The organism is Rhodococcus sp. YH3-3, from assembly GCF_001653035.1.
GTDB classification, from domain to species: Bacteria; Actinomycetota; Actinomycetes; order Mycobacteriales; family Mycobacteriaceae; genus Rhodococcus_F; species Rhodococcus_F qingshengii.
Genome location: NZ_BCWH01000003.1, coordinates 666,044 through 688,062, shown reverse-complemented (window position 1 = coordinate 688,062; position 22,019 = coordinate 666,044). Strand labels below are relative to the sequence as shown.

Here is a 22,019-nt window from a genome sequence, read left to right as displayed (position 1 = left end):
CGCTACCAAAAAGGCGCACAGGGGGCGTCAGCCCCTTCGAGCCTTCCGCGGCTGGTTGCGGCGAGCAGCGCGCTTTTCCTTGATGCGAACGTTCTCGGCCCGCACGTCGGCCTGAACAGCGCGTTCCTTTTCGAGCCATTCGGGCTTCTCTTCGAGGAGTGCGGCGATCTGATCCGTGGTGAGTGCTTCTTCGACGCCGCCGCGGGCCAGGCCGGCGATCGACACGCCCAGCTTGGCTGCGATGACCGGGCGAGGATGCGGTCCGGTGCGTCGCAGCTCCAGCAGCCACTCCGGCGGATCGGTCTGCAGAGCGGTCAGCTCGTCACGAGTCACGTCGCCTTCCTGGAACTGCGCAGGTGTTGCTTCCAGGTACACACCCAGCTTCTTGGCAGCCGTCGTCGGCTTCATCGTCTGGGGAGTTTTGTTCGACGTCATGCAACAAGAGTAACCAGCCGATACGGGTGCTTTTACCAAGGCGGTAGCCTTGCCTGGTGACAGACGCGGATAGTCAGGCAATTTTTCGACTCGCGTACGCCCCGGGGGTGACGCCCACCAAGTGGGTCCGGGTGTGGCACGAGCGGCTCCCCGAGGTGCGTCTGGAACTTGTTCAGTTCCCGGTTCTCGAACTCGAAGCTGCACTTCGCGCCGGTGAAGCAGATGCAGGTTTGGTTCGACTGCCGATCGACCGGACCGGCATCAGCGCCATCTCGCTGTATGCGGAAACCCCGGTGGTGGTGGTACCGAAAGATCACGTGTTCACTACTGTCGATCAGATTTCCGTCGACGATCTGGCCGACGAGATAGTGCTCGATCCGCTCGACGACAGACTCGACTGGCCGACCCGTCCCGGAAAGACCGCCGCCGAGCGACCCGCGACCATCGCCGACGCCATCGAGTTGGTGGCCGCCGGCGTCGGAGTTGTCGTGGTTCCCCATTCGCTGGCGCGGTTCCACCATCGCAAGGACCTGACCTTCCGTCCGGTGGACGGTGCGCCCGAGGCTCCTGTGGCTTTGGCATGGATGGAGTCCAAGACCACAGATCTGGTCGAGGAACTTATCGGCATCGTGCGGGGCCGAACGGCGCAGAGTTCCCGCGGCCGAAACGGTGAGCCGGCGGAGAAGATCAAGGGCTCCGTCAAGGCCAAGATCGCGGCCCGCGAGCGTCGCGCAGAAGCTGCCAAGAACGGGCAGAAAGCTAAGGGCGCCGGCACCGCAAAGAACATATCCGGACGCAACGCCGGTTCCGGTAAGGCCAAGGCGGGCGGCAAATCAGGCAGCGGCAAGTCCGGTGGGACCAAGAGTTCGGGTGGCCGGTTCTCCGGAAAGCAGAAGGGCCGCTAGGGCTTCAACTGGCAACTCGGAGGATCGCTGCCGGACAATGCTGAACTGATCAGGCGCGACAGACTCGGGCTGTGGTCTCGCGAATTGGCGCATCGTCGAACTCCGTCGAGCATGATGAGAGTATGACTCCCGCGAGTTCTTCAGCCCTCGACGAATTGGTAGCGGCACTCCCCGAGGGAGCCGTCCTGCTGGATCCGGACGTGACCGCGGGCTACCGCCAGGACTGGGCTGCCGATCCGGCCGCCGGCCACCCCGCTGCCGTGGTTCGCGCTACGTGCACCGAAGACATCCAAACCGTGATGCGATGGGCAACCGCCAATCGCGTACCGGTGGTTCCCAGAGGTGCCGGCTCGGGCCTGTCCGGTGGATCCAGCGCCGTCGACGGTTGCATCGTGGTCAGCACTGAGCGAATGCGACAGATCACGATCGACCCGGTCGCCCGGGTGGCGGTTACGCAGCCCGGTTTGATGAATGCCGAGGTCAAGAAAGCAGCCGCAGAACACGGACTCTGGTACCCACCTGACCCGTCGTCCTTCGAGATCTGTTCCATCGGCGGCAATGCAGCCACCAACGCCGGCGGACTCTGCTGCGTCAAGTACGGAGTTACCACCGACTACGTTCTCGGACTCCGGGTCGTGCTGGCGGACGGTACAGCTGTCAGCCTCGGAGGTCCCCTTCTCAAGGACGTCGCCGGACTCTCACTCACCAAACTGTTCGTGGGCAGCGAGGGCACTCTCGGCATCATCACGGAAATCACGTTGCGTTTGATTCCCGCGCAGCCGCCCGCATCAACCGTCGTCGCGTCGTTCGACTCAGTACAAGAAGCTGCCGACGCGGTCTTGGCGATCACCAGCAACATGCGTCCGGCGATGCTCGAGTTCATGGATCACGCCAGTATCAATGCTGTCGAGGATTCGGTACGCATGGGTCTCAACCGCAAGGCTCACGCACTACTGCTCGCGCAGTCCGACGCACCCGGCGCGGCAGGCGTGCTGGAAATCGAGACGATTGTTCAGGCGTGCGAAAACAACGGAGCCACCGAAGTATTCGCCACCGATGACCAGGCCGAAGGTGACGCTTTTGCGGCGGCACGGCGAGCGGTGTTCCCGGCCGTGCTCGCGATGGGAAGTCTGCTTCTCGAAGACGTGGGCGTTCCCATGCGCGCACTCCCCCAGCTGGTAACCGGGGTCGAAGCCATCGCAGACGACCTCGACGTCCTGATCTGCACGGTGGCGCACGCCGGAGACGGAAACACCCACCCGCTCATCGTCTTCGACCCCGCAGACCCGGACATGTCCGAACGCGCACAGATCGCATTCGGACGGGTGATGGATCTCGCCATCGCGCTCGGCGGCACGATCACCGGCGAACACGGGGTGGGTCGACTCAAGCGCGACTGGCTGCCGTCACAGTTGGGTGAAGACGTCATGGCCCTCAATCGCAAGGTCAAGGATGCGCTCGACCCGCTGGGAATTCTCAATCCCGGAGCGGTCATTGCCGTGAAAGAAGGCTCTCTCGACTAGCTTTCACGTCGACGTCGAACGAGTTACGTCATCGAGGAACCGTCGGGCTGACCGAACGGACCAGCTCGGCCAGCTGACGGAATCCTTCTGCTCGGCCACTCGACGAGCGGAACACGACGCCGATCGTGCGACCGGGAGCTGGCGAAGCGAAACGCGCCGTCGACAAGTCCCCGCGTCGAACCTCCACTGCAACAGCCGATTCCGGGACCAAAGTCACCCCGAGTCCCCCGGCCACACATTGCACGACTGTCGCGAGAGAGGTAGCCCGCGTGTCGCCGGCAAGCGGATGGGCGTCTACCGAACGGCACAGATCCAACGTCTGGTCACGCAGGCAGTGGCCGTCGTCGAGCAAGAGCAACGGCAGCGCGTCGAGCACGTCCGCCGTGAGATCGACACGTCCGGCCAAGGAATGATCGTTCGGCACGACCATCACAAAATCCTCTTCGTACACAGGAACTTCCACCAGGCCAGGTGTTCCGGCAGGAAGCGCCAACACCGCGACGTCGAGCGCTCCCGATCGCAGTGCATCGAGTAGGCGCGCCGTTTGATCCTCGACTATTTGCGGCGCCAACGACGGCAACTTCTCGCGCAGCTCCGGCAACAACCCCGGAAGAATGTAGGGCGCAACGGTCGGGATCAACCCGATGCGTAGCGGTCCGGTCAGAGAGTCGCCGGAGCCGGCCGCGCTCGCGACGAAACCGTCGGCAGCTTCGAGAATCTGCTTGGCCTGACCGAGCAAGCGCTGTCCGTCCGCGGTCACGAGCACGCGTCGCGTACTGCGTTCGATCAGTTTGACCCCTAGTCCCGCCTCGAGAGCTGCCAGCGCCTGCGACAGTGTGGGTTGGCTCACACCGGAACGCGCTGCGGCAGTACCGAAATGCCGATACTCGGCGACCGACACGAAGGCACGCAGCTGTGACAAGGAAGGTTGATAAGTCTGATCAGACATGCCTATCAGTGTAGTGCCACCCATCACCTTTACCTTTTGAACGGTTTGATGCAGAATGGACTCATACCAAAAAGCGCCGGTCACAACCTCGACACTCCAGTCGAAACCGTCCGACCCGCTGACGGTGACAAACCCTCTCGATCCAGCACGTTCGGCCGTCACAGTCCGAACAGCCGGATCGTGTGCGCAAGAAATTCCTGTTCACGAGACACGTAGGAGAATGAGACACATGGCTCTGCTCACAATCGGCGACCAGTTCCCCGCTTACAACCTCACGGCTGTCATCGGCGGCGACCTGTCCAAGGTCGATGCCCAGCAGCCCGATGACTACTTCACCACCGTCACCAGTGACGACTACGCAGGCAAGTGGCGCATCGTCTTCTTCTGGCCCAAGGACTTCACCTTCGTGTGCCCCACCGAGATTGCTGCATTCGGCAAGCTCAACGAAGAGTTCGCAGACCGTGACGCTCAGGTTCTCGGCGCTTCCGTCGACAACGAGTTCGTGCACTTCCAGTGGCGTGCACAGCACGAAGAGCTCAAGACCCTCCCCTTCCCGATGCTCTCGGACCTCAAGCGCGAGCTTGCCGAGGCCACCGGCGTCCTCAACGCCGACGGCGTTGCAGACCGCGCGACGTTCATCGTCGACCCCAACAACGAGATCCAGTTCGTCTCCGTCACAGCCGGTTCCGTCGGCCGTAACGTCGACGAGGTTCTCCGCGTCCTCGACGCTCTCCAGAGCGACGAGCTGTGCGCATGCAACTGGAAGAAGGGCGACCCGACCATCAACGCCGGCGAGCTCCTGACTGCGAGCGTCTGAGTATGAGCGTCGAGAACCTCAAGAACTCGCTTCCGGAGTACGCGAAGGACCTCAAGCTCAACCTGAGTTCCATTGCGCGCACGACGGTCCTGAACGAGCAGCAGTTGTGGGGAACGCTCCTCGCAACGGCCGCAGCCACCAAGTCTGCGTCCACGCTCAAGGAGATTGCTTCCGAGGCTGCCGACAACCTGTCGGCAGAGGCATACAACGCCGCTCTCGGCGCAGCGTCGATCATGGGCATGAACAACGTCTTCTACCGCACCAAGGGCTACCTCGACGGTAAGTACGACGACCTTCGTGCCGGCCTGCGGATGAACATCATCGGCAACCCGGGCGTCGACAAGGCCGACTTCGAATTGTGGTCGCTTGCAGTGTCCGCGATCAACGGCTGCAACCACTGCCTCGAAGCTCACGAGAACACCCTCCGCCAGGAAGGTGTCGACCGCGAGGTCATCTTCGAAGCGATCCGCGCCGGTTCCATCGTCGCGGGCGTCGCACAGGCTGTCGAAGCCAACGAGATCCTCTCTGCCGCACAGGTCTGATCACTCGGACCTGAGTGCAGTTCGACGAGCCCTCCCCACCGTGAAGGTGGGGAGGGCTTTTCGCGCGCTAGGGTGGACCGATGGGTATCGAGGTGAGTGTGGTCCGGGTCTTCACGGACGAGAACGGCAAGCACGGGAATCCGTTGGGAATCGTCGACGCGTCCACGGTTGCAGAATCGGATCGACAAGCCGTCGCGAAGGAACTCGACTACAGCGAGACCATCTTCATCGACGTTCCGGATGACGGCGCCTCGCGTGCGCGGGTCCAGATCTTCACTCCGGCAGCAGAACTCCCCTTCGCCGGACACCCGACCGTCGGTGCCACGTGGTGGCTGGGCGAACAGGGCCGTCGCGTGAGCGCCCTCGACGTTCCTGCCGGCAGTGTCGACGTCCGCCAATCCGGCGCTTTGACGTGGGTACGCGCGCGTGCCGAATGGGCACCGGAATTCGCGATCTATCCGATGGACACGGTGGACGACGTCATCGACGCAGATCCGTCCGACTACGAGGCGGATCATTCGTATCTGTGGGCATGGCAGGACAAGCTCGAAGCTGCCATCCGCGCACGCATGTTCGCACCGGTGATGGGAATCGCCGAGGACGAGGCGACCGGATCTGCAGCGCTGCGCATCACGGACCGATTGAGGAAATCATTGCTCATCACCCAGGGACGCGGATCGGTCCTTCACACGACCTTCTCTCCGGAAGGTTGGCTCGAAGTCGGCGGCCGCGTCGTCGCCGAGCCGTCACGAACCTTGTGAGTACCCGGCGGGATTGCGTCCGGCCTCGCGGTCACGTGCACTCAGTGATACCGAGATCTCGTCACCGAGCGCAACTCCCGGCGCGAGGGGCAACTGATCTCCACTCCAGAACTTGCCCGGGTCGAACCAGTTGACACGACGATTGCCGACGAGCAGACCCATCGCTTCATAGGTCTTGGCAACCACTTCGGCGCAGTAGGCGCTCTCGACGGCCACTGCCGATACGTCGGACTTCTTGCGCAGCTTCGGGATTCGGCCGCCGAACCAGCGCGAAGCAAGCTTGGCCGTCGACGGGAAAGGCGTACCGTCCAGCCGCGCGATCGTCTCGAGCAGAGCGTCTTCCTGCTCCCGGGTGACTTCGTGGTCGAGCTGGCGCAACCATCCACGCTGCCCGTACTTGGCGCCCCAAACCTGAACGGCCGATCGCAGATCGTGCAGTTGGACACCACGCTGGAAGCGTCCGGTCCACATGTCCTGCAGCGAGTGACCGAGTTCCGCATGCCACATCAGCGGCGGGAGGTCGTCGATCACGACCGACATTCCGACGTGGTTGACGGGGCTGTTGGTCAGTGTCTGAATGGCCCGGTCCGCCGTCGACTCTCCGCGGAAGATCCAGATGTCGCCCGTGCGGGTCGCCGCGGCGGCCTCGTCGAGACTCACCTGCGAAAGCAATCGTCGGTCCATGCCTCTAGCGTAGAGGGATGAAACTCCGTACTCCTCTGCGCGCCTCGCACGTTTGGAAACTGGTCGGCCTCGCCGGTGCAATGGGCGTTGCCGCCACCGGGGTTCTCGTTGCGCGCGGCGAACGCCAGCGTCGGGCCTACTCTCCGGACGAAATTCGCTCGGTACTGCACGAGCGGTACACCCAGGCCTACGCCAAGCAGTCGGAACAAGAGGTTCTGGAACTGGAACCTGCGCCCAACGCTGTGCGGCGCCGAATCGAGAAACTCTTCCGGCGCCGCAACTGACATCAGCCGAGGGCTGCGAGGATCCCTGCTGCCATCTCCGCGACCTGATCATCGGTCATGACAAACGTCGGCGAAATCTGCATCGCACCCTGACCCGCAGCGCGACCCGAAATACCGTGCTCACGAAGCGTCTTCACAAACGGCAACGCCTCCGCCGGATCAACCAACTGCACCGCAGCGACCGCACCGAGCCCACTACGAACCTCCGCCACCCGCGGATGCTCCGCCAACGGCTGCAGATGCGTATGCAACGACGCCTCCAGACGCTTCGACTCCGCGAGCAGATTCTCACGCTCGAGAATGTCGAGGTTCGCCATCGCCGCAGCAGCAGCACCGGCATGACCGCCGTAGGTGTACCCATGACGCCACCACGAACCCGCATAGAACGGCTCCGCCACCCGCGGCGCGATGAACACCGCACCCATCGGAACATAACCCGACGTCAAACCCTTTGCCGTGGTCATCATGTCGGGCTGCAAATCGAAACGAGTAGACGCGAACCACTCACCACCGATCCGGCCGAAACCGGTCACGACCTCATCGACGACAAACAGAATGTCGTGCTCGCGGCAGATGTCACGCACCTCCGCCAGATACCCCTCCGGCGGAAGATACACCCCACCCGCACCGATGATCGGCTCCGCGAAGAACGCCGCGATCTTGTTCGCACCGATCTTCTCGATCAACTCGAGCAGACTCTTCGCATCATCCCAGCCGACCGTCGCCGCATCCGCCATCAGCTCGCCGTACCCCTCACGGTTCACCGGAATACCCGCCAGAGCTGTTCCCGCAACATGCATTCCGTGATACGCCTTCTGACGACCGACGATGATCGCCTTCTCCGGCTGCCCCACCTCGTGCCAGTACCGGCGAGCCAGCTTCGCCGCAGTGTCCACCGAATCCGAACCACCCGAGGTGAAGAAGATCTTGCTCCCGGCAACCGGCGCGATCGTCGCCAACCGCTCCGCCAACACCTGCGTGGTCTCGGGAACAAAATCACCGAAATTCGAGAAATGAGCGATCTTCGACAACTGAGCCGCCACCGCATCCGCGATCTCCGTGCGCCCGTGCCCGACATTGGTGAACCACAGGCCCGCCGTCGCATCCAGATACCGCGTGCCCTCGCGGTCCCAGATGTACGCGCCCTCACCGCGTGAGACGACAAACGCGCCGTTCTTCTCCACAGCGCCCATGTCCGCGAACCCGTGCCACAATGCCGAAGCCATCATTGTCCCCTTCGAATACAAACGATGCTGGTGTGCAAACGATGTGCTGCGACTATATCGACACCAGGAATCCGCGCACGACGGCGCTCGCCCGGCACCGGCTTTCACGGGCGCACCCGTAATCTGTCGACCATGACTTTTGCCGACAATCTTGCCGCACTGCCCGCCATCGATCATCTGGCCGCCATCGAGGTACTCGACGCCGACGGAACCGTCGTCGACACCGTGGAGAACAAGCCCGGAAAGTCCGGCTCGGTCAAGGTGTACAACCATCTCGCTCAGGTCTACGGCGCGCTGACACCCGAAGCCGCCTCGGCAGGACTGACGATCTTCGCCGAGCACACCGAGGACGCGCGGGCGAACCCCGGTAAGCATCCGAACGTGGACCGCCTCGAGCAGGTGCTCGCCTCCGGCAATCCCCTAGGACTTCGCAGCGTTCCGTCCGCGTAGCCCGGCTCCCAGCCGTCCGACGGCATTGACTGCCAACGCCATCAGGGCCATCGCGATGCCCAGTACGACGAATCCGATGAACAGGGCCAGATAGCCCTGGTGGCGAGGATCCATGAACGGATACGGATACCAGTCGACGATCGAACCTCGGATCAACGTGTACACGCCGTACACGACCGGGAACAGCAACCACTGCAGTGAACGTGCTTCGGAGATCCTGTGCCTCGAGGCGAAGAACACCCAGTCGAGCAGCATGACCAACGGAAGAATCCGATGCAGTGCCGAGTTGATCCAGGCATCGTTCAAATTGACGTCGATATCTGCCAGGAGGACGGCATAGATGATGCCGGTGATCACCATGTACAGCGTCACCGCCCCGCGGATCGACTGCCACGCCTGCGATTGTGGATCTCGAATTGCACCGACCAGCAACACGATCACCGCAAGAATGTTGCTCTCGATGGTGAAGTAGCTCAGATAGTTCGACAGAGACAGCTCAGCCGCGTCACGGATCGGGATCCACAGCAAAGCGGCAAGTCCGAACACAGCAAACAACAGTCTCAGGGCTCGCACGGCGATCGGCGTCGACAAGACAGGCACCGATGACTCATTTGCGGTATTTGTCGTCACTGGTCGATATTTGCACATCAGCACGATCTGCGAGCGGTAGTTGTGAACGCGTTCGATAGGCTGTCATCAGCATGTCTACAACACCACCGGCCCCGCTCTCCCCCAAGCGGAGTGACCTGAAGAGCGCGCTGGCGCAGGTCTCACTCCGCGACGAGAGTCGACTCCGTCGCAAACTCGACCGTGCCCGCACACCAGACGCTTTGGTGGCGCTGGCCGAGGAAATCGAAACGGCGCGCACGCGGTTGGCCGCACGCTCCGCCAATGTTCCCGCAGTCTCGTATCCGGAAGCTCTGCCCGTCAGTCAGCGCAAGGACGACATCGCGACCGCGATCTCGGAGAATCAGGTTGTCATCGTCGCCGGCGAGACCGGCTCGGGTAAGACAACCCAGATCCCGAAGATCTGTCTCGAACTCGGACGTGGCGTCCGCGGTCTGATCGGACACACACAGCCGCGCCGGTTGGCAGCACGCACCGTTGCCGAACGTATCGCCGAAGAACTCGACACCGAACTCGGCGACGCCGTCGGATACACCGTGCGGTTCACCGACCAGGTCTCGGACCGCACCTACGTCAAGCTCATGACCGACGGCATTCTCCTCGCCGAAATTCAGCGCGACCGTATGCTCCGACGCTACGACACGCTGATCATCGACGAAGCGCACGAACGCAGCCTCAACATCGACTTCATCCTCGGTTACCTGGCTCAGCTGCTCCCCCGCCGACCCGATCTCAAGGTCATCATCACGTCGGCGACCATCGATCCCGAGCGCTTCGCCAAGCACTTCGCTGTCGACGGTAAGCCCGCGCCGATCGTCGAGGTATCCGGGCGAACATTCCCTGTCGAAATGCGTTACCGGCCACTGACCGTCGAATCCGGCGACATCACCTTCGACCGCGATCCCGTCGACGCGGTCTGCGAGGCGGTCGACGAGCTGAGCGCGGAGGGCGAAGGCGACATCTTGGTCTTCCTCTCCGGCGAACGCGAGATTCGCGACACCGCAGATGCTTTACGCGATCGGCGTCTTCGCAACACCGAAATCGTCCCGCTGTACGCGCGGCTGTCTGCCGCCGAGCAACACAAAGTGTTCTCGCCGCACACCGGCCGACGCGTCGTCCTTGCCACCAACGTGGCCGAGACCTCGCTGACCGTTCCCGGCATTCGGTACGTCGTCGATCCGGGAACCGCGCGCATTTCGCGATATTCGGTGCGCACCAAGGTTCAGCGGTTGCCGATCGAGCCCATTTCGCAGGCGTCAGCTCGTCAGCGTTCCGGGCGTTGCGGCCGCGTCGCCGAAGGAATCTGCATCCGCCTGTATTCCGAGGAGGACTTCGAGTCACGGCCGGCATTCACCGAACCGGAGATCCTGCGAACCAACCTCGCATCCGTGATCTTGCAGATGACGGCCCTCGGCCTGGGCGACATCGCGGCATTCCCCTTCGTCGAACCGCCGGACCAGCGCGCCGTGAAGGACGGAATCGGACTCCTCGAGGAACTCGGCGCCATCGCGCGAGGTTCCGAGGCCAGCCACCCCGAACTGACGCCGGTCGGCCGCGAGCTGGCCCAGATTCCGGTGGATCCGCGGATGGCACGGATGCTGGTGGAAGCCAAGAACAACGGTTGCCTTCACGAAACCCTTGTCATCGTCGCGGCGTTGTCCATCCAGGACGTTCGCGAGCGGCCCGCCGAGTTCCAGCAAGCCGCCGACGAAAAGCACGCCCGCTTCAACGTCGAGAACTCCGACTTCCTGGCCTACCTGAAACTGTGGGACTACTTACGCGAACAACGTAACGATCTGTCCTCCAACCAGTTTCGCAAGATGTGCCGGAACGAGTTCCTGCACTGGCTCCGCATCCGCGAATGGCAGGACCTGCACGGGCAACTCCGGCAGATCGCCCGCGGTCTCGGCTGGACAGTGGGAGAGACACCGGCAAGCGAGAACGCGATCCATCAGTCGCTCCTTGCCGGATTGCTCTCGCATATCGGGCTACGCGAGGGCGAGAAGCGGGACTACCTCGGCGCCAGGGGCAGCCACTTCGCGATCTTCCCCGGATCGGGACTGTTCAAGAAGCCACCACGCTGGGTCATGGCCGCCGAACTCGTGGAAACGTCGAGGCTGTGGGCGCGCATGTCAGCGCGTATCGAACCCGAGTGGGCTGAAAAGCTCGCCCCGCACCTGGTGAAACGGACCTATTCCGAACCGCACTGGTCCTCCAAGCGCGGCTCGGCGATGGCATACGAGCGGGTCACTCTCTACGGAGTTCCTCTGGTAACCGGCCGCGCAGTGACGTACTCACGAATCGATCCCGAGGCCTCTCGCGATCTCTTCATCCGCCATGCGCTCGTGCAGGGCGAATGGCAGACGAACCACAAGTTCTTCCACGAAAACCGTGCACTCCTCGACAACGTCGAGGAACTCGAGAACCGCGCGCGCCGACGCGACATCCTCGTCGACGACGAAACTCTCTACGAGTTCTACGACGAACGGGTCGGCCAGGAAGCGGTGTCCGCCAGGCACTTCGACCAGTGGTGGAAGGGTGAGCGGCGCAAGAACCCCAGTCTGCTGACGTTCACGCCGGAAACCGTGGTCAACTCCGACGCGGCTGCCGTCCTGGGCGGCGAGTACCCAGACGCTTGGCGCCAGGGCGACATGCAGTTTCCGCTCACTTACCAATTCGAGCCGGGAAAGGACGACGACGGCGTCAGCGCGCACATCCCGGTCGGCCTGCTCGCGCAACTTCAGCCGGTCGGCTTCGACTGGTTGGTCCCCGGTATGCGCGTCGATCTGGTTACTGCTCTGATCAAGACGTTGCCCAAGAACATCCGACGCGCTGTCGTGCCCGCACCCGACTACGCCGCCGCAGCGTTGGCAGCAGTCAAACCTCGATCCGAGCCGTTGATGACCGCAATGGCCCGCGAACTCTCGCACTTGGGCGGGATCCAGATCGACGCCAAGGACTTCGATCCCGCCGCGCTGCCCGACCATCTTCGGATGACGTTTGTCGTCGAGGACGAATCGGGCAAGGTTCTCGCGAAGGGCAAGGATCTGGCGCAGCTACGACGCACACTCGCCCCGCGCGTGCAGAAGGAAGTGGCCAAGGCGGCAACCGGAACCGAACGGGCAGCGGCAACCGTCTGGACATCCGAAACCCTGGGCGCATTGGAAGAGACCATCACTCGCTCCATCGGCGGACAGCAGGTGACCGGCTACCCAGCTCTGGTGCCGGAGAACGGCGGAGTTGCCGTTCGTGTCCTGAGTACGCCGGCCGCGCAGGCGCAGGCGATGAGGGAAGGTACGCGGGCGCTTCTCCTCGCGGCCGTTCCCACCCAACTCAAGGCAGTGACCGCCGGCTTGTCGAACACTCAGCGTCTGGCTCTCGGCCAGAATCCGGACGGCGGCTTGGAGGCCCTCGTCGAAGATTGCCGGGTGGCAGCTGCCAACGAAGTGATTGCGGCCCACGGTGGACCGGTACGCACGCCTGAAGCGTTCGATGCCCTGGTGAAGATCGCACGCTCCGAACTGGCCGGACGCGTTTCCGCGATCCTGCGCATGATTGTTCCGATCCTCGAACAAGCACACCGACTGAGCGTCGTGCTGGACCGCTCGCGCGGCGAGGCAGCCGACGACGTCCGAGAACAGCTGACCTCACTGCTGTTTCCGGGATTTGTCGCCGAACTGGGATCGGCCCGTCTACGCGATTTACCGCGGTATCTTGCCGCAGCAAAATTCCGTCTCGAAGCTCTGCCCGCAAGTGCACAACGAGATCAGCAGGCTATGGATGTCCTCGACCGGGTGTACGCAGCGTACGACCGGTTGTTGAGTTCGCTTCCCGAAGAGCGTCGCACTGCTCGAGATGTCGACGCGATCAGTTGGATGATCGAGGAACTGCGCGTGAGCCTGTTTGCGCAGTCCCTCGGTACACCCACACCGATTTCCGAAAAGCGAGTCCTGAAAGCTATCGAAGCGATCAAGCGTTGATGTTCGGCGAGAATTGCGCGATCAGTAGATTGTCTGAATGTTGACGTTGGTGAGGAAACCGCCAAAGGTGGCAACAGTGTTGGCGAACCCGAGGGTTACCAGGCTGTTCACGACTCCGAGAACTGCAACTAAGTTCATAACGCCTCCGTGAAGATCCGAGATGCGGACGAACGTACCTGGTAGACACTAAGCGAATAACGTGCCCGATTTGTTCGATTGTTCGCTTTGTGTTCTCAGCGTTACCTAAGACCGCTCTGTGCTCTCAGCGTTATCTGAGGCGAAGGCCTCAGTCAACGGAAACGGTCTCGGCGCCGGGAGCCTTCTCGGCGGCACGGGTCTCTGCATGCTCGCGCATGTCGGTGATCTCACGTTCGAAATCCGCAGCCGAGCTGAAGGACTTGTACACCGATGCGAATCGCAGGTAGGCGACTTCGTCGAGATTTCGAAGCGGATCGAGGATCGCGAGCCCTACCTCGTTACTGGGAATTTCGGCAGAACCCGAAGCTCGAACGGCATCTTCGACCTGTTGGGCGAGCAAATTCAGCGAATCGTTGTCCACTTGGCGGCCCTGGCATGCGCGACGCACACCTTTGACAACCTTTTCTCGGCTGAAAGGCTCCGTGACGCCGCTGCGCTTCACGACCGAGAGAACTGCCGTCTCGACCGTGGTGAATCGGCGGCCACACTCGGGGCACGAACGGCGCCGCCTGATCGCCTGGCCCTCGTCGGCCTCGCGCGAATCGACCACTCGGGAATCAGGGTGCCGGCAGAACGGGCAATGCATCGGGGTTCCTTCGTTGTCGCCGAAATGGCCGCAACTCAGATTCGCTACCGACTGCAAATCCTCCGACGATTTACAGAGCAGATCCACGTACTCAACGCGACCACCCGAGGTGGTGGGACTGTCAAGTGGACAGCTTACTCGCTGTGAACGGACTGCTCTCACGCTCGGTACGCCCCCGCCTGGTACGGGGTAGGTCAGCGCCCCGAGGCCGGCACGATCAGCGTTTGTCCCACTGACAGTCCGGAACTCGACATCGCATTGAGATCCATGATCTGCTCGATCACCGAACCGACAGCCTGGCCAGGTGCAACCTTGGCAGCAATATCACTGAGGGATTCACCCGCGGCAACGCGAACCACTTCGGTCGCGCCGTTTGTCGCAGCTACGTCACCACTCGACAAAGCGCCGATCCCCACCAACGCCAACACTGCGAATGCGGTGAATACGGCGCCCAGGAAAACCGTCTTCCAACTGACATCCTCGGCGGCCACTTCATGTTCGACCCGTGACACACCGACCCTGTTTCGGTGCGCGAAACTTCCTCCGTACGGGCGTGACGAATCGTGCTCGCTGTCCCACCGGCGAGGAGATTCGCGCAATGAACGCGAACCTGAAACCGCGCCCACCGCCGGAACCCGGCGAACGACGGCCGCCTGCGGTTCGTTGTCGACATCCCTGGCCACGCCATGCATTTCGGCCGCTCCGCGCCGTTCGAAGGACACAGCGTCTGCATCGGGCCCATAGAACGACGGGTGGTACTTCAGTGCCGACGTACCGTCGAAACCAAACGCGTCGAAACCAATCGCGTCGTCGAAAACCCTGTTGCTTTTCAGTGCTGCGTTACCCATCGTGACCTCCGCTGGTCGACACCGATCGATGTGTTCGATCATGCGTTCGATGGAACGCATGTTCGAATTTCTACCACGCCTGGCCGACAATGTCTCTACTTGGAGCGACACGAATCGAACAGATGTTTGAAACCGCGAGCAAATCCGGCTAGATTCGTGTCAGACCACACAGCGGGAATTGCGAAAGCCTCCGTGTTTGTCGACAGCTCGAATGTTGGCAGGAGGCACCGACAGGTTTCTGCGCGACTTGCACCAGGCACTTTGCAGGCACTTTTGCAGGCAGTTTTCAGACACGACTTCTTCAGACACGACTTCTTCAGACACGGAGGCAACAGGCCATGAAGGACGATCGCTCCAGCACAGCCGCGGAGGCAGGAGCTTCTGCAGTTCCGTCTCCGTCGAGCGAGACGCTCACCGAGCGTCAGCGGCGCGTTCTCGAAGTGATCCGCGATTCGGTGACGGAGCGCGGGTATCCGCCGAGCATCCGCGAAATCGGGGATGCGGTGGGGCTTACCTCCACGTCGTCGGTCGCGCATCAACTGCGAACGTTGGAGCGCAAGGGCTTCCTTCGACGCGATCCCAATCGCCCTCGTGCAGTCGATGTTCGGGGTCTCGACGAGGTTGCGGCCGATACCGCCATCGCGTCGGTGTCGAAGCATTCCGGCGAGTACAACAGTGCCGACCCGCTGCCAGAGCCGGCGTTCGTCCCCATCCTGGGCCGCATCGCTGCCGGCGGACCGATCCTCGCCGAGGAAGCTGTGGAGGATGTGTTTCCACTCCCCCGCGAGCTCGTCGGCCAAGGTTCGCTCTTCATGCTCAAGGTTGTCGGTGAGTCGATGATCGATGCAGCGATCTGCGATGGCGACTGGGTTGTCGTCCGTCAGCAGAACGTCGCCGAGAACGGTGACATCGTGGCCGCAATGATCGACGGCGAAGCCACCGTGAAGACGTTCAAGCGTACGAAGAAGGAGGTGTGGTTGATGCCGCACAACGACCTCTTCGAGCCGATTCCCGGCAACAACGCCGTCATCTTGGGCAAGGTTGTCACGGTCATGCGGAAGATCTGAATTCGCTCGCATCCCACGACCTAAAGACTCTGGGCCCCGGCATCAGCCGGGGCCCAGAGTCTTTTACGTGACGATCAGCGGTGCATCACCCGAATCAGAGGTTCAGCGAGCGTCCGATGATCTCCTTCATGATCTCGGTTGTGCCACCGTAGATGGTCTGCACACGAGAGTCCATGTACGCCTTGGCAACCGGGTATTCCTTCATGTAGCCGTAGCCTCCGTGCAGCTGGAGGCAGCGGTCGATGAGCTTGACCTGAGCTTCGGTGGTCCACCACTTTGCCATCGCAGCTTCCTGCACGGTCAGCTTCTCGGCATTGAGCTGCTCGATGAACTTGTCCACCAGGATGCGCACTGCCGTGGTCTCCGTTGCCAATTCGGCCAGTACGAATCGGGTGTTCTGGAAGCTGCCGATCGACTTGCCGAATGCCTTGCGGTCACGGCAGTACTGGATCGTGCTCTCGAGAACCGATTCCATTGCGGCGGCAGCAACGACGGCGATCGAGAGTCGTTCCTGGGGAAGGTTCTTCATCAAGTAGAAGAAGCCCATTCCCTCTTCGCCCAGCAGGTTGGCAGCGGGAACGCGTACGTCGGTGAAGCTGAGTTCGGCGGTGTCCTGAGCCTTCATGCCGATCTTGTCGAGATTGCGTCCTCGCTCGAAGCCGGGCATGTCCCGCTCGACCACGAGGAGGCTGAAGCCCTGAGCACCCTTGTCCGGGTCGGTGCACGCGACAACGATGATGATGTCGGCGTTGATTCCGTTGGTGATGAAGGTCTTCGAACCGTTGAGTACCCAGTGGTCCCCGTCGCGAACTGCTTTCGTCTTGATGCCCTGCAGGTCGCTACCGGTACCCGGTTCGGTCATCGCGATCGCCGAGATCAGCTCACCCGACGCGAATCCGGGTAGCCAACGCTGCTTCTGCTCCTCGTTGGTCAACTCCAGGAGGTACGGCGCCACCACGTCGTTGTGCAGCGTGAAGCCGATACCACTGAAGCCACCCTTGGTGGTTTCCTCGGTGATGATCGCGTTGTAGCGGAAATCCTTGACACCGCCGCCGCCGAATTCCTCAGGTACCGCGGTTCCCAGGAATCCCTGCTTTCCGGCCTCGACCCAGACGTCACGATCGACGATGTTCTGCTCTTCCCACTTCTCGTGGTTCGGTGCCACGTGCTGTGCCAAGAACTTCTGGTACGACTCCCGGAAGAGTTCATGTTCCGGTTCGAACAGGGTGCGCTCCACGCCGACTCCTTGCAATTCGATATACGGCACTTCAGTGATGTACCCGGTGGGGACGATGTACCCGGTCGGGATATTTTCGCTGAGACTGGGCACGCCGAAGTTCGCGGGCCCACGTCACTGCCTCCGACGGTAGAACCTGTTGCGATACCCGTCGATGACCCGAACGATCACGATTCGTGACTGTAGCGGTTATCTGTTACTCGAAGTACGGAATTTGGCGAGGTATCGCATGATCGGGTAGGCGACGAGGATGCCGATCGACCCCCAAGCGATGCCGCCCAGCTCGACCGAACCAATGGTCAGCGTCAGGTTCCCGATGCCGGCAACCAGTGCGGCAGCGGCGACGGTCAGGTTGACCGGATCGGTGAAGTCCACCTTCGCTTCCATCCAGATGCGCACACCGAGAATGCCGATGAGTCCGTAGAGAACCATCGTCGCACCGCCGATGACGCCGTTCGGAACCGTGAAGACCAGTGCACCGAATTTGGGCGAAAATGCCAGGATCACGGCGGTGGCGGCCGCTACCCAGTACGCCGCGGTCGAGTACACACGCGTCGCTGCCATGACACCGATGTTCTCGGCATACGTGGTGGTTCCGGATCCGCCGCCGGCGCCCGCCAAGGTCGTGGCGAGACCGTCTGCAAACAGCGCATTTCCGGCCAGGTCATCGAGGGACTTACCCGTCATGGCGGACACCGCTTTGACATGTCCGACGTTCTCGGCGACCAGAACGATCACCACGGGCAGCGCGAGCACGATCACCGACCAGTCGAACGACGGTCCGTGCAGACTCGGCAGCCCGAACCAGTCGGCTTCGCGCAGAGCGGACACTCGTTCACTGTCGAGACCACCGATGACCGCGGCGAAGACCCAGCCGATCACGACGCCGACCAGAATGCCCAACCGGCCGAGCAGCCCGGGACCGACGACCGTGACCAGCAGGATCGAAACGAGCGTGACCGTGGCGATCAGCGGCTGCGATTCGAAGGAACCGACCGCCGTCGGAGCGAGGTTGAGACCGATCAGCGCGACGACGGCGCCTGTCACTACCGGCGGCATGACGGCGTCGATGACCCGGCTGCCGATCAGACGTACGGCGACGCCGATCAACATCAACACGATGCCGACGGCCATGACGGCACCGAGCTGCGCGGCCGGGCCCGATCCTGCCGACGCTGTCAGCGGGGCGATGAACGCGAAGGACGAACCGAGATAGCTCGGGATCCGGCCCCGGGTGATGAGCAGGAACAGCGCGGTGCCGATACCCGAGAACAACAGCGTCGTCGTGACGGGGAAGCCGGTGATGGTCGGAACGAGCAGTGTCGCTCCGAACATCGCGATGACGTGCTGCATCCCGATCCCGATGGTGCGCGGCCAACTCAGTCGTTCGTCCGGCGCCACGACGGCGCCGTCGGCGATCCGCTTGCCGTCTCCGTGGACAGTCCAGCCGATTCCGCCGGCCCCGGTCATTGTTTCTCGTTCGATCACAGGTCGAAATACTAGAGGTCAGGCGCTCGGTCTCCGACCGAGACCAACGAAACCAGTTCAGCTGATTGCGTCGGCCGCCGCTTTGCGCGCTGCCACCGGATCACCGGTTGCCAGCACCGCCGCCGCAGCCGCCTCACATTGCGCCATGGTGACTGACCCGACCTTCGCTCCCACACCCGCGACCGACGCCGCAGCGCACGACAGCGAGGAAACTCCGAGTCCGGCCAGAACACACGCCAACAGTGGATCGGCGGCCGCCTCACCGCAGACGCCGACGCGCTTGCCTGCCGCCTGACCGGCCTGGGCCGTACGTGCGACAAGGGCGAGCACCGCGGGCTGCCACGGATCGGTCAGGTCGGCGAGTTCGGAGGACATCCGATCAGCGGCCATCGTGTACTGAGCGAGGTCGTTGGTACCGATCGAGAGGAATTCGACGTGTTCGAGAATCTGGTCGGCCAACAGCGCCGCCGCCGGGATCTCCACCATCACACCGGGAACAAGATCGCGTGCCCGCACCGCATCGGCAAAACGTTTCGCCTCGGCCGGGGTGGCGATCATCGGTGCCATGACCCACGGGGACGAGTTGGTCGACGCCGCGGCTGCCGCGATCGCGTCGAGCTGGCGGTCGAGAATTCCCATGTCCTGCCAGGCGATTCGGACCCCACGAACGCCGAGTGCCGGATTCGCTTCCTCTTGATGGTTGGCGAATTTGAGCGGCTTGTCCGAACCCGCGTCCAACGTGCGAATGATGACCTTCTTTCCTGCGAAGGCCTCGAGAACTTCGGCGTAGATCGCCGCCTGCTCGTCTACGGTCGGTTCGGTCTCACGGCCGAGGAAGCAGAGTTCGGTCCGGAAGAGCCCGATGCCTCCCGCTGCGGTCAACGCCGCGGCGCGAGCGCCCGCGCCGTCTTGAACATTGGCGAGAACGTCTACCGGCCGACCGTCCGACGTCCGGCCTGGTCCGGTCCACGTGCTGACGCGTTCGCGATCGATCCGGGATTGTTCGACCAGTTCGCGCGCCTGTTCGGGATCCGGCTCCGCGATCACGTCGCCGGTGGTTCCGTCGATCAGAATCGGTGTTCCGGCCGCGATGGATTCCAATTCCTTCGCAGCCACGATGCACGGGATGCCCAACTGCCTCGCGATGATTGCCGTGTGGCTGGTCGGGCCGCCGAAGATGGTCACGAGTCCGATGATCTTGGTTGCATCGAGGCCCGCGGTGTCCGCAGGAGCCAGATCGTCCGCGCACAGCACCGACGGCGTCTCGGGCATCGGAACTCCGGGTTCGGGCAATCCGGAGAGTTCGGCGATCACGCGGTCGCGGATGTCCTCGAGATCGGTGACGCGCTCGGCCATCACACCGCCGACCTTGGTGAACAGCACCACGAACTGCTCCGTCGCCGCGATCGCAGCCTGCACCGGGGGCACTCCGCCGGCGATCGACTTCTTTGCCGCCCCGATCCAGCCGCGATCGGCTGCCATCGCTGCGTTGGCCTGCAAGACCTCGGCGGCCGCGCCTGTGGCTTCGGCAGCCCGTCCGAGAAGGCGGTTCTCGACAGCCTTCGCTGCTGCGACGAAGGCGTCTGCAGCGGCCTCTCGATCGGCCTCGTCGAGTGCGGGCGCATCGGTGACGAGTTCTGGTCGGCTGGACGGCCAGATAGCCGGGCCGTAGGCAATTCCGGGCACGACGGGGGTGCCGTGCACGGTGATTCGGTTGAGCTGTTCGGTCATCTGTCCTCCTTGAGCGATGGGCCCGGTGTCACACCGGATCACCTCGAGCGCGTAAAGCCCTCACCTTCGTTGTGACGAAGATTACTCCCAAGTCTTGACATGTCAACACACTCGGGCGTAAAACAACATAAAGCAACATTCACTGTGATCCACAACGCACCGTCGGATCACATTTCGGAATCGGAGAGCACGTGTACGCGGAAGAACGCCAACAAGCGATCGGCACCATGGTGTCGCAGCGCGGACGCATGTCCGTGGCGGCGCTGTCGGAGACCTTCGGTGTGACCACCGAGACCGTGCGTCGCGATCTGGCCTTCCTCGAGCGGATCGGACAGATCAGGCGTGTACACGGCGGCGCCGTTCCGACCGGATCCCTCCACGTGACCGAACCGGGCATGGCGGAACGCGATCAGACCCGCGCGCAACAGAAGGACCGGATCGCCCGCTGCGCGGTCACCTATCTCCCTCCTACCGGCGGCAGCGTCATCTTCGACGCGGGCACGACCACGGGCCGCATGATCCCCGAACTTCCGACCGAGAACGACTTCACGGCCGTGACCAATTCCGTGCCGATCGGCGCACGACTGGCATCGATGAACTCGATTTCCCTGATCCTGCTCGGCGGACGAGTACGCGGGGTGACGCAAGCCGCGGTCGGCGAGGACGCTCTGCGCCTGCTGAGCACGTTGCGGGTCGACGTCGCCTTCGTCGGAACCAACGCGATCAGCGTCGGGCACGGACTCTCCACCCCGGACAGCGAAGAGGCCGCCGTCAAACGAGCGATGGTCAAGGCCGCCAATCACGTTGTCGTGGTGGCCGATTCCAGCAAAGTCGGCCGCGAGCACTTGATCAGCTTCGCACCACTCGACAGCATCGACGTCCTCATCACCGACGAAGAGATCAGTCCCACAGACACATCCGAGTTCCACGACCACGGAATCGAGGTGGTGATCGCATGATCGTCACACTGACAGCCAACCCGAGTATCGATCGGACCGTACAACTCGAGCAACGGCTCGAACGAGGCTCCGTCCTACGTGCCCACTCCACTCGCAGCGACCCCGGCGGCAAGGGGGTCAACGTCGCGCGTGTTCTCGCCGCAGCCGACCTCGACGTGCTCGCGGTGCTACCGGGAAATGGTGGCGATCCCTTGCTCTCGGCGCTCGCAGCCGGTGGGATTCCCCACATCGGCGTCGCCACAACGGGTCCGGCTCGCACCAACATCACCATCGCCGAACCGGACGGGACCACGACGAAGATCAACGAACCCGGCGCAACGCTGTCCGGTTCGACGCTCGACGCCCTGGCACAGGAGTTGATCGCCCGCGCCGATACCGCACTGTGGTTCGCGCTGTCCGGCTCACTGCCTCCCGGCGTTCCTCTGGGGTGGTACGGCGAACTTGTCGCGGCGCTGCGCGATCACCCGTGCAAGGTAGCGGTCGACACCTCGGACGCCCCACTGACGGCACTCGCCGAATGCTTCCCCGGCTCGGCACCTGATCTGCTCAAACCCAACGGCGAGGAACTCGCGCAACTGACCGGCGTCGACGGCCACGTCCTCGAACGTGCTGCCGAGAACGGTGATCCCGGGCCTGCAATCACGGCGGCACAGCGATTGGTCGACCGCGGCGTCGGCAGTGTGCTCGCCACACTCGGCGCAGCCGGTGCCGTCCTCGTCACG

The 22,019-nt window shown here is 62.8% G+C and carries 21 protein-coding genes; 11 read left to right on the top strand and 10 right to left on the bottom strand.

Annotated elements, in window-relative coordinates:
- Positions 1-27: 27 nt before the first annotated feature.
- Entirely contained in the window at positions 28-435 is a 408-nt protein-coding gene (locus tag YH3_RS28480; RefSeq protein WP_037129978.1) for a DUF5997 family protein, read from the bottom strand.
- A gap of 56 nt (positions 436-491) precedes the next feature.
- Here YH3_RS28480 and YH3_RS28475 point away from each other — a divergent pair, with 56 nt between their 5' ends.
- Positions 492-1,340: a LysR substrate-binding domain-containing protein gene (locus YH3_RS28475; RefSeq protein WP_003942255.1), complete on the top strand. Its 849-nt coding sequence runs from the start codon at positions 492-494 to the stop codon at positions 1,338-1,340.
- 122 nt (positions 1,341-1,462) lie between these two features.
- Positions 1,463-2,863 carry an FAD-binding oxidoreductase gene (locus tag YH3_RS28470; protein WP_064444536.1) on the top strand — a complete coding sequence of 467 codons (1,401 nt, stop codon included), beginning with the start codon at positions 1,463-1,465 and terminating at the stop codon, positions 2,861-2,863.
- Positions 2,864-2,891: 28 nt separating this feature from the next.
- On the opposite strand, the gene YH3_RS28465 is transcribed toward YH3_RS28470, so the two are convergent.
- Complete coding sequence (locus YH3_RS28465) at positions 2,892-3,812, bottom strand: hydrogen peroxide-inducible genes activator (protein ID WP_042920013.1); 921 nt, start codon at positions 3,810-3,812, stop codon at positions 2,892-2,894.
- A gap of 229 nt (positions 3,813-4,041) precedes the next feature.
- Here YH3_RS28465 and YH3_RS28460 point away from each other — a divergent pair, with 229 nt between their 5' ends.
- From YH3_RS28460 to YH3_RS28450, 3 genes are all read left to right on the top strand, one after another.
- The gene (locus YH3_RS28460) at positions 4,042-4,629 is read left to right on the top strand and encodes a peroxiredoxin (RefSeq protein WP_003942119.1); all 588 of its coding nucleotides are present in this window, start codon (positions 4,042-4,044) and stop codon (positions 4,627-4,629) included.
- Positions 4,630-4,631: 2 nt separating this feature from the next.
- Positions 4,632-5,171, top strand: coding sequence for a carboxymuconolactone decarboxylase family protein (locus tag YH3_RS28455; RefSeq protein ID WP_003942122.1), 540 nt, complete (start codon positions 4,632-4,634; stop codon positions 5,169-5,171).
- An 80-nt stretch (positions 5,172-5,251) separates the two neighbouring features.
- Positions 5,252-5,932 (top strand): PhzF family phenazine biosynthesis protein, encoded by a 681-nt coding sequence (locus tag YH3_RS28450; RefSeq protein WP_003942237.1) that lies wholly within the window; start codon positions 5,252-5,254, stop codon positions 5,930-5,932.
- Here the strand turns inward: YH3_RS28450 and YH3_RS28445 are convergent.
- Positions 5,918-6,616, bottom strand: a complete 699-nt coding sequence (locus YH3_RS28445) for a hypothetical protein (protein ID WP_064444535.1) — start codon at positions 6,614-6,616, stop codon at positions 5,918-5,920. The two genes, YH3_RS28450 and YH3_RS28445, sit on opposite strands and share 15 nt — an antisense overlap.
- Positions 6,617-6,633: 17 nt before the next feature.
- Here YH3_RS28445 and YH3_RS28440 point away from each other — a divergent pair, with 17 nt between their 5' ends.
- Complete coding sequence (locus tag YH3_RS28440; RefSeq protein WP_058227955.1) at positions 6,634-6,900, top strand: hypothetical protein; 267 nt, start codon at positions 6,634-6,636, stop codon at positions 6,898-6,900.
- A gap of 2 nt (positions 6,901-6,902) precedes the next feature.
- Here the strand turns inward: YH3_RS28440 and YH3_RS28435 are convergent, their stop codons facing one another.
- Entirely contained in the window at positions 6,903-8,126 is a 1,224-nt protein-coding gene (locus YH3_RS28435; protein ID WP_193777208.1) for an aspartate aminotransferase family protein, read from the bottom strand.
- Positions 8,127-8,258: 132 nt separating this feature from the next.
- Between YH3_RS28435 and YH3_RS28430 the strand changes: the two genes are divergently transcribed.
- Complete coding sequence (locus YH3_RS28430) at positions 8,259-8,576, top strand: DUF2322 family protein (RefSeq protein ID WP_058226259.1); 318 nt, start codon at positions 8,259-8,261, stop codon at positions 8,574-8,576.
- On the opposite strand, the gene YH3_RS28425 is transcribed toward YH3_RS28430, so the two are convergent.
- On the bottom strand, positions 8,547-9,176 hold the full coding sequence (locus YH3_RS28425; protein ID WP_064075592.1) for a Pr6Pr family membrane protein: 630 nt from the start codon (positions 9,174-9,176) through the stop codon (positions 8,547-8,549). The two genes, YH3_RS28430 and YH3_RS28425, sit on opposite strands and share 30 nt — an antisense overlap.
- A gap of 101 nt (positions 9,177-9,277) precedes the next feature.
- Between YH3_RS28425 and hrpA the strand changes: the two genes are divergently transcribed.
- Positions 9,278-13,183, top strand: coding sequence for an ATP-dependent RNA helicase HrpA (gene hrpA / locus YH3_RS28420; protein ID WP_064444533.1), 3,906 nt, complete (start codon positions 9,278-9,280; stop codon positions 13,181-13,183).
- Positions 13,184-13,469: 286 nt separating this feature from the next.
- Here hrpA and nrdR read toward each other — a convergent pair whose 3' ends face one another.
- Both nrdR and YH3_RS28410 read right to left on the bottom strand, forming a co-directional pair.
- Positions 13,470-13,967 (bottom strand): transcriptional regulator NrdR, encoded by a 498-nt coding sequence (gene nrdR, locus YH3_RS28415; RefSeq protein WP_030535543.1) that lies wholly within the window; start codon positions 13,965-13,967, stop codon positions 13,470-13,472.
- Between the two features lie 194 nt (positions 13,968-14,161).
- A complete protein-coding gene (locus YH3_RS28410; protein WP_030535544.1) occupies positions 14,162-14,875 on the bottom strand; it encodes a LysM peptidoglycan-binding domain-containing protein in 714 nt (237 codons plus the stop codon).
- Between the two features lie 278 nt (positions 14,876-15,153).
- On the opposite strand from YH3_RS28410, the gene lexA reads away from it, so the two are divergent.
- Positions 15,154-15,882, top strand: coding sequence for a transcriptional repressor LexA (lexA, locus tag YH3_RS28405; protein WP_007735195.1), 729 nt, complete (start codon positions 15,154-15,156; stop codon positions 15,880-15,882).
- 94 nt (positions 15,883-15,976) lie between these two features.
- On the opposite strand, the gene YH3_RS28400 is transcribed toward lexA, so the two are convergent.
- The 3 genes from YH3_RS28400 to YH3_RS28390 form a co-directional block, all read right to left on the bottom strand.
- Positions 15,977-17,119: an acyl-CoA dehydrogenase family protein gene (locus tag YH3_RS28400; protein WP_007735194.1), complete on the bottom strand. Its 1,143-nt coding sequence runs from the start codon at positions 17,117-17,119 to the stop codon at positions 15,977-15,979.
- A 189-nt stretch (positions 17,120-17,308) separates the two neighbouring features.
- A complete protein-coding gene (locus YH3_RS28395; RefSeq protein WP_020907537.1) occupies positions 17,309-18,589 on the bottom strand; it encodes a uracil-xanthine permease family protein in 1,281 nt (426 codons plus the stop codon).
- Between the two features lie 75 nt (positions 18,590-18,664).
- A complete protein-coding gene (locus tag YH3_RS28390; RefSeq protein WP_050655800.1) occupies positions 18,665-20,338 on the bottom strand; it encodes a putative PEP-binding protein in 1,674 nt (557 codons plus the stop codon).
- 191 nt (positions 20,339-20,529) lie between these two features.
- Here YH3_RS28390 and YH3_RS28385 point away from each other — a divergent pair, with 191 nt between their 5' ends.
- Together YH3_RS28385 and YH3_RS28380 are read left to right on the top strand one after the other, a co-directional pair.
- The gene (locus YH3_RS28385) at positions 20,530-21,297 is read left to right on the top strand and encodes a DeoR/GlpR family DNA-binding transcription regulator (RefSeq protein WP_003942134.1); all 768 of its coding nucleotides are present in this window, start codon (positions 20,530-20,532) and stop codon (positions 21,295-21,297) included.
- Positions 21,294-22,019: 1-phosphofructokinase family hexose kinase (locus YH3_RS28380; RefSeq protein ID WP_064444532.1), on the top strand; the 726-nt coding region annotated here is incomplete at its 3' end. The genes YH3_RS28385 and YH3_RS28380, both read left to right, overlap by 4 nt.

Excerpts from the sequence above, each read along its gene's own strand:
- YH3_RS28480 (WP_037129978.1), bottom strand. The coding sequence starts at position 435 with ATGACGTCGAACAAAACTCCCCAGACGATGAAGCCGACGACGGCTGCC.
- YH3_RS28470 (WP_064444536.1), top strand. The coding sequence starts at position 1,463 with ATGACTCCCGCGAGTTCTTCAGCCCTCGACGAATTGGTAGCGGCACTC.
- YH3_RS28465 (WP_042920013.1), bottom strand. The coding sequence starts at position 3,812 with ATGTCTGATCAGACTTATCAACCTTCCTTGTCACAGCTGCGTGCCTTC.
- YH3_RS28460 (WP_003942119.1), top strand. The coding sequence starts at position 4,042 with ATGGCTCTGCTCACAATCGGCGACCAGTTCCCCGCTTACAACCTCACG.
- YH3_RS28455 (WP_003942122.1), top strand. The coding sequence starts at position 4,632 with ATGAGCGTCGAGAACCTCAAGAACTCGCTTCCGGAGTACGCGAAGGAC.
- YH3_RS28450 (WP_003942237.1), top strand. The coding sequence starts at position 5,252 with ATGGGTATCGAGGTGAGTGTGGTCCGGGTCTTCACGGACGAGAACGGC.
- YH3_RS28445 (WP_064444535.1), bottom strand. The coding sequence starts at position 6,616 with ATGGACCGACGATTGCTTTCGCAGGTGAGTCTCGACGAGGCCGCCGCG.
- YH3_RS28440 (WP_058227955.1), top strand. The coding sequence starts at position 6,634 with ATGAAACTCCGTACTCCTCTGCGCGCCTCGCACGTTTGGAAACTGGTC.
- YH3_RS28435 (WP_193777208.1), bottom strand. The coding sequence starts at position 8,126 with ATGGCTTCGGCATTGTGGCACGGGTTCGCGGACATGGGCGCTGTGGAG.
- YH3_RS28430 (WP_058226259.1), top strand. The coding sequence starts at position 8,259 with ATGACTTTTGCCGACAATCTTGCCGCACTGCCCGCCATCGATCATCTG.
- hrpA (WP_064444533.1), top strand. The coding sequence starts at position 9,278 with ATGTCTACAACACCACCGGCCCCGCTCTCCCCCAAGCGGAGTGACCTG.
- nrdR (WP_030535543.1), bottom strand. The coding sequence starts at position 13,967 with ATGCATTGCCCGTTCTGCCGGCACCCTGATTCCCGAGTGGTCGATTCG.
- YH3_RS28410 (WP_030535544.1), bottom strand. The coding sequence starts at position 14,875 with ATGCGTTCCATCGAACGCATGATCGAACACATCGATCGGTGTCGACCA.
- lexA (WP_007735195.1), top strand. The coding sequence starts at position 15,154 with ATGAAGGACGATCGCTCCAGCACAGCCGCGGAGGCAGGAGCTTCTGCA.
- YH3_RS28395 (WP_020907537.1), bottom strand. The coding sequence starts at position 18,589 with ATGACCGGGGCCGGCGGAATCGGCTGGACTGTCCACGGAGACGGCAAG.
- YH3_RS28390 (WP_050655800.1), bottom strand. The coding sequence starts at position 20,338 with ATGACCGAACAGCTCAACCGAATCACCGTGCACGGCACCCCCGTCGTG.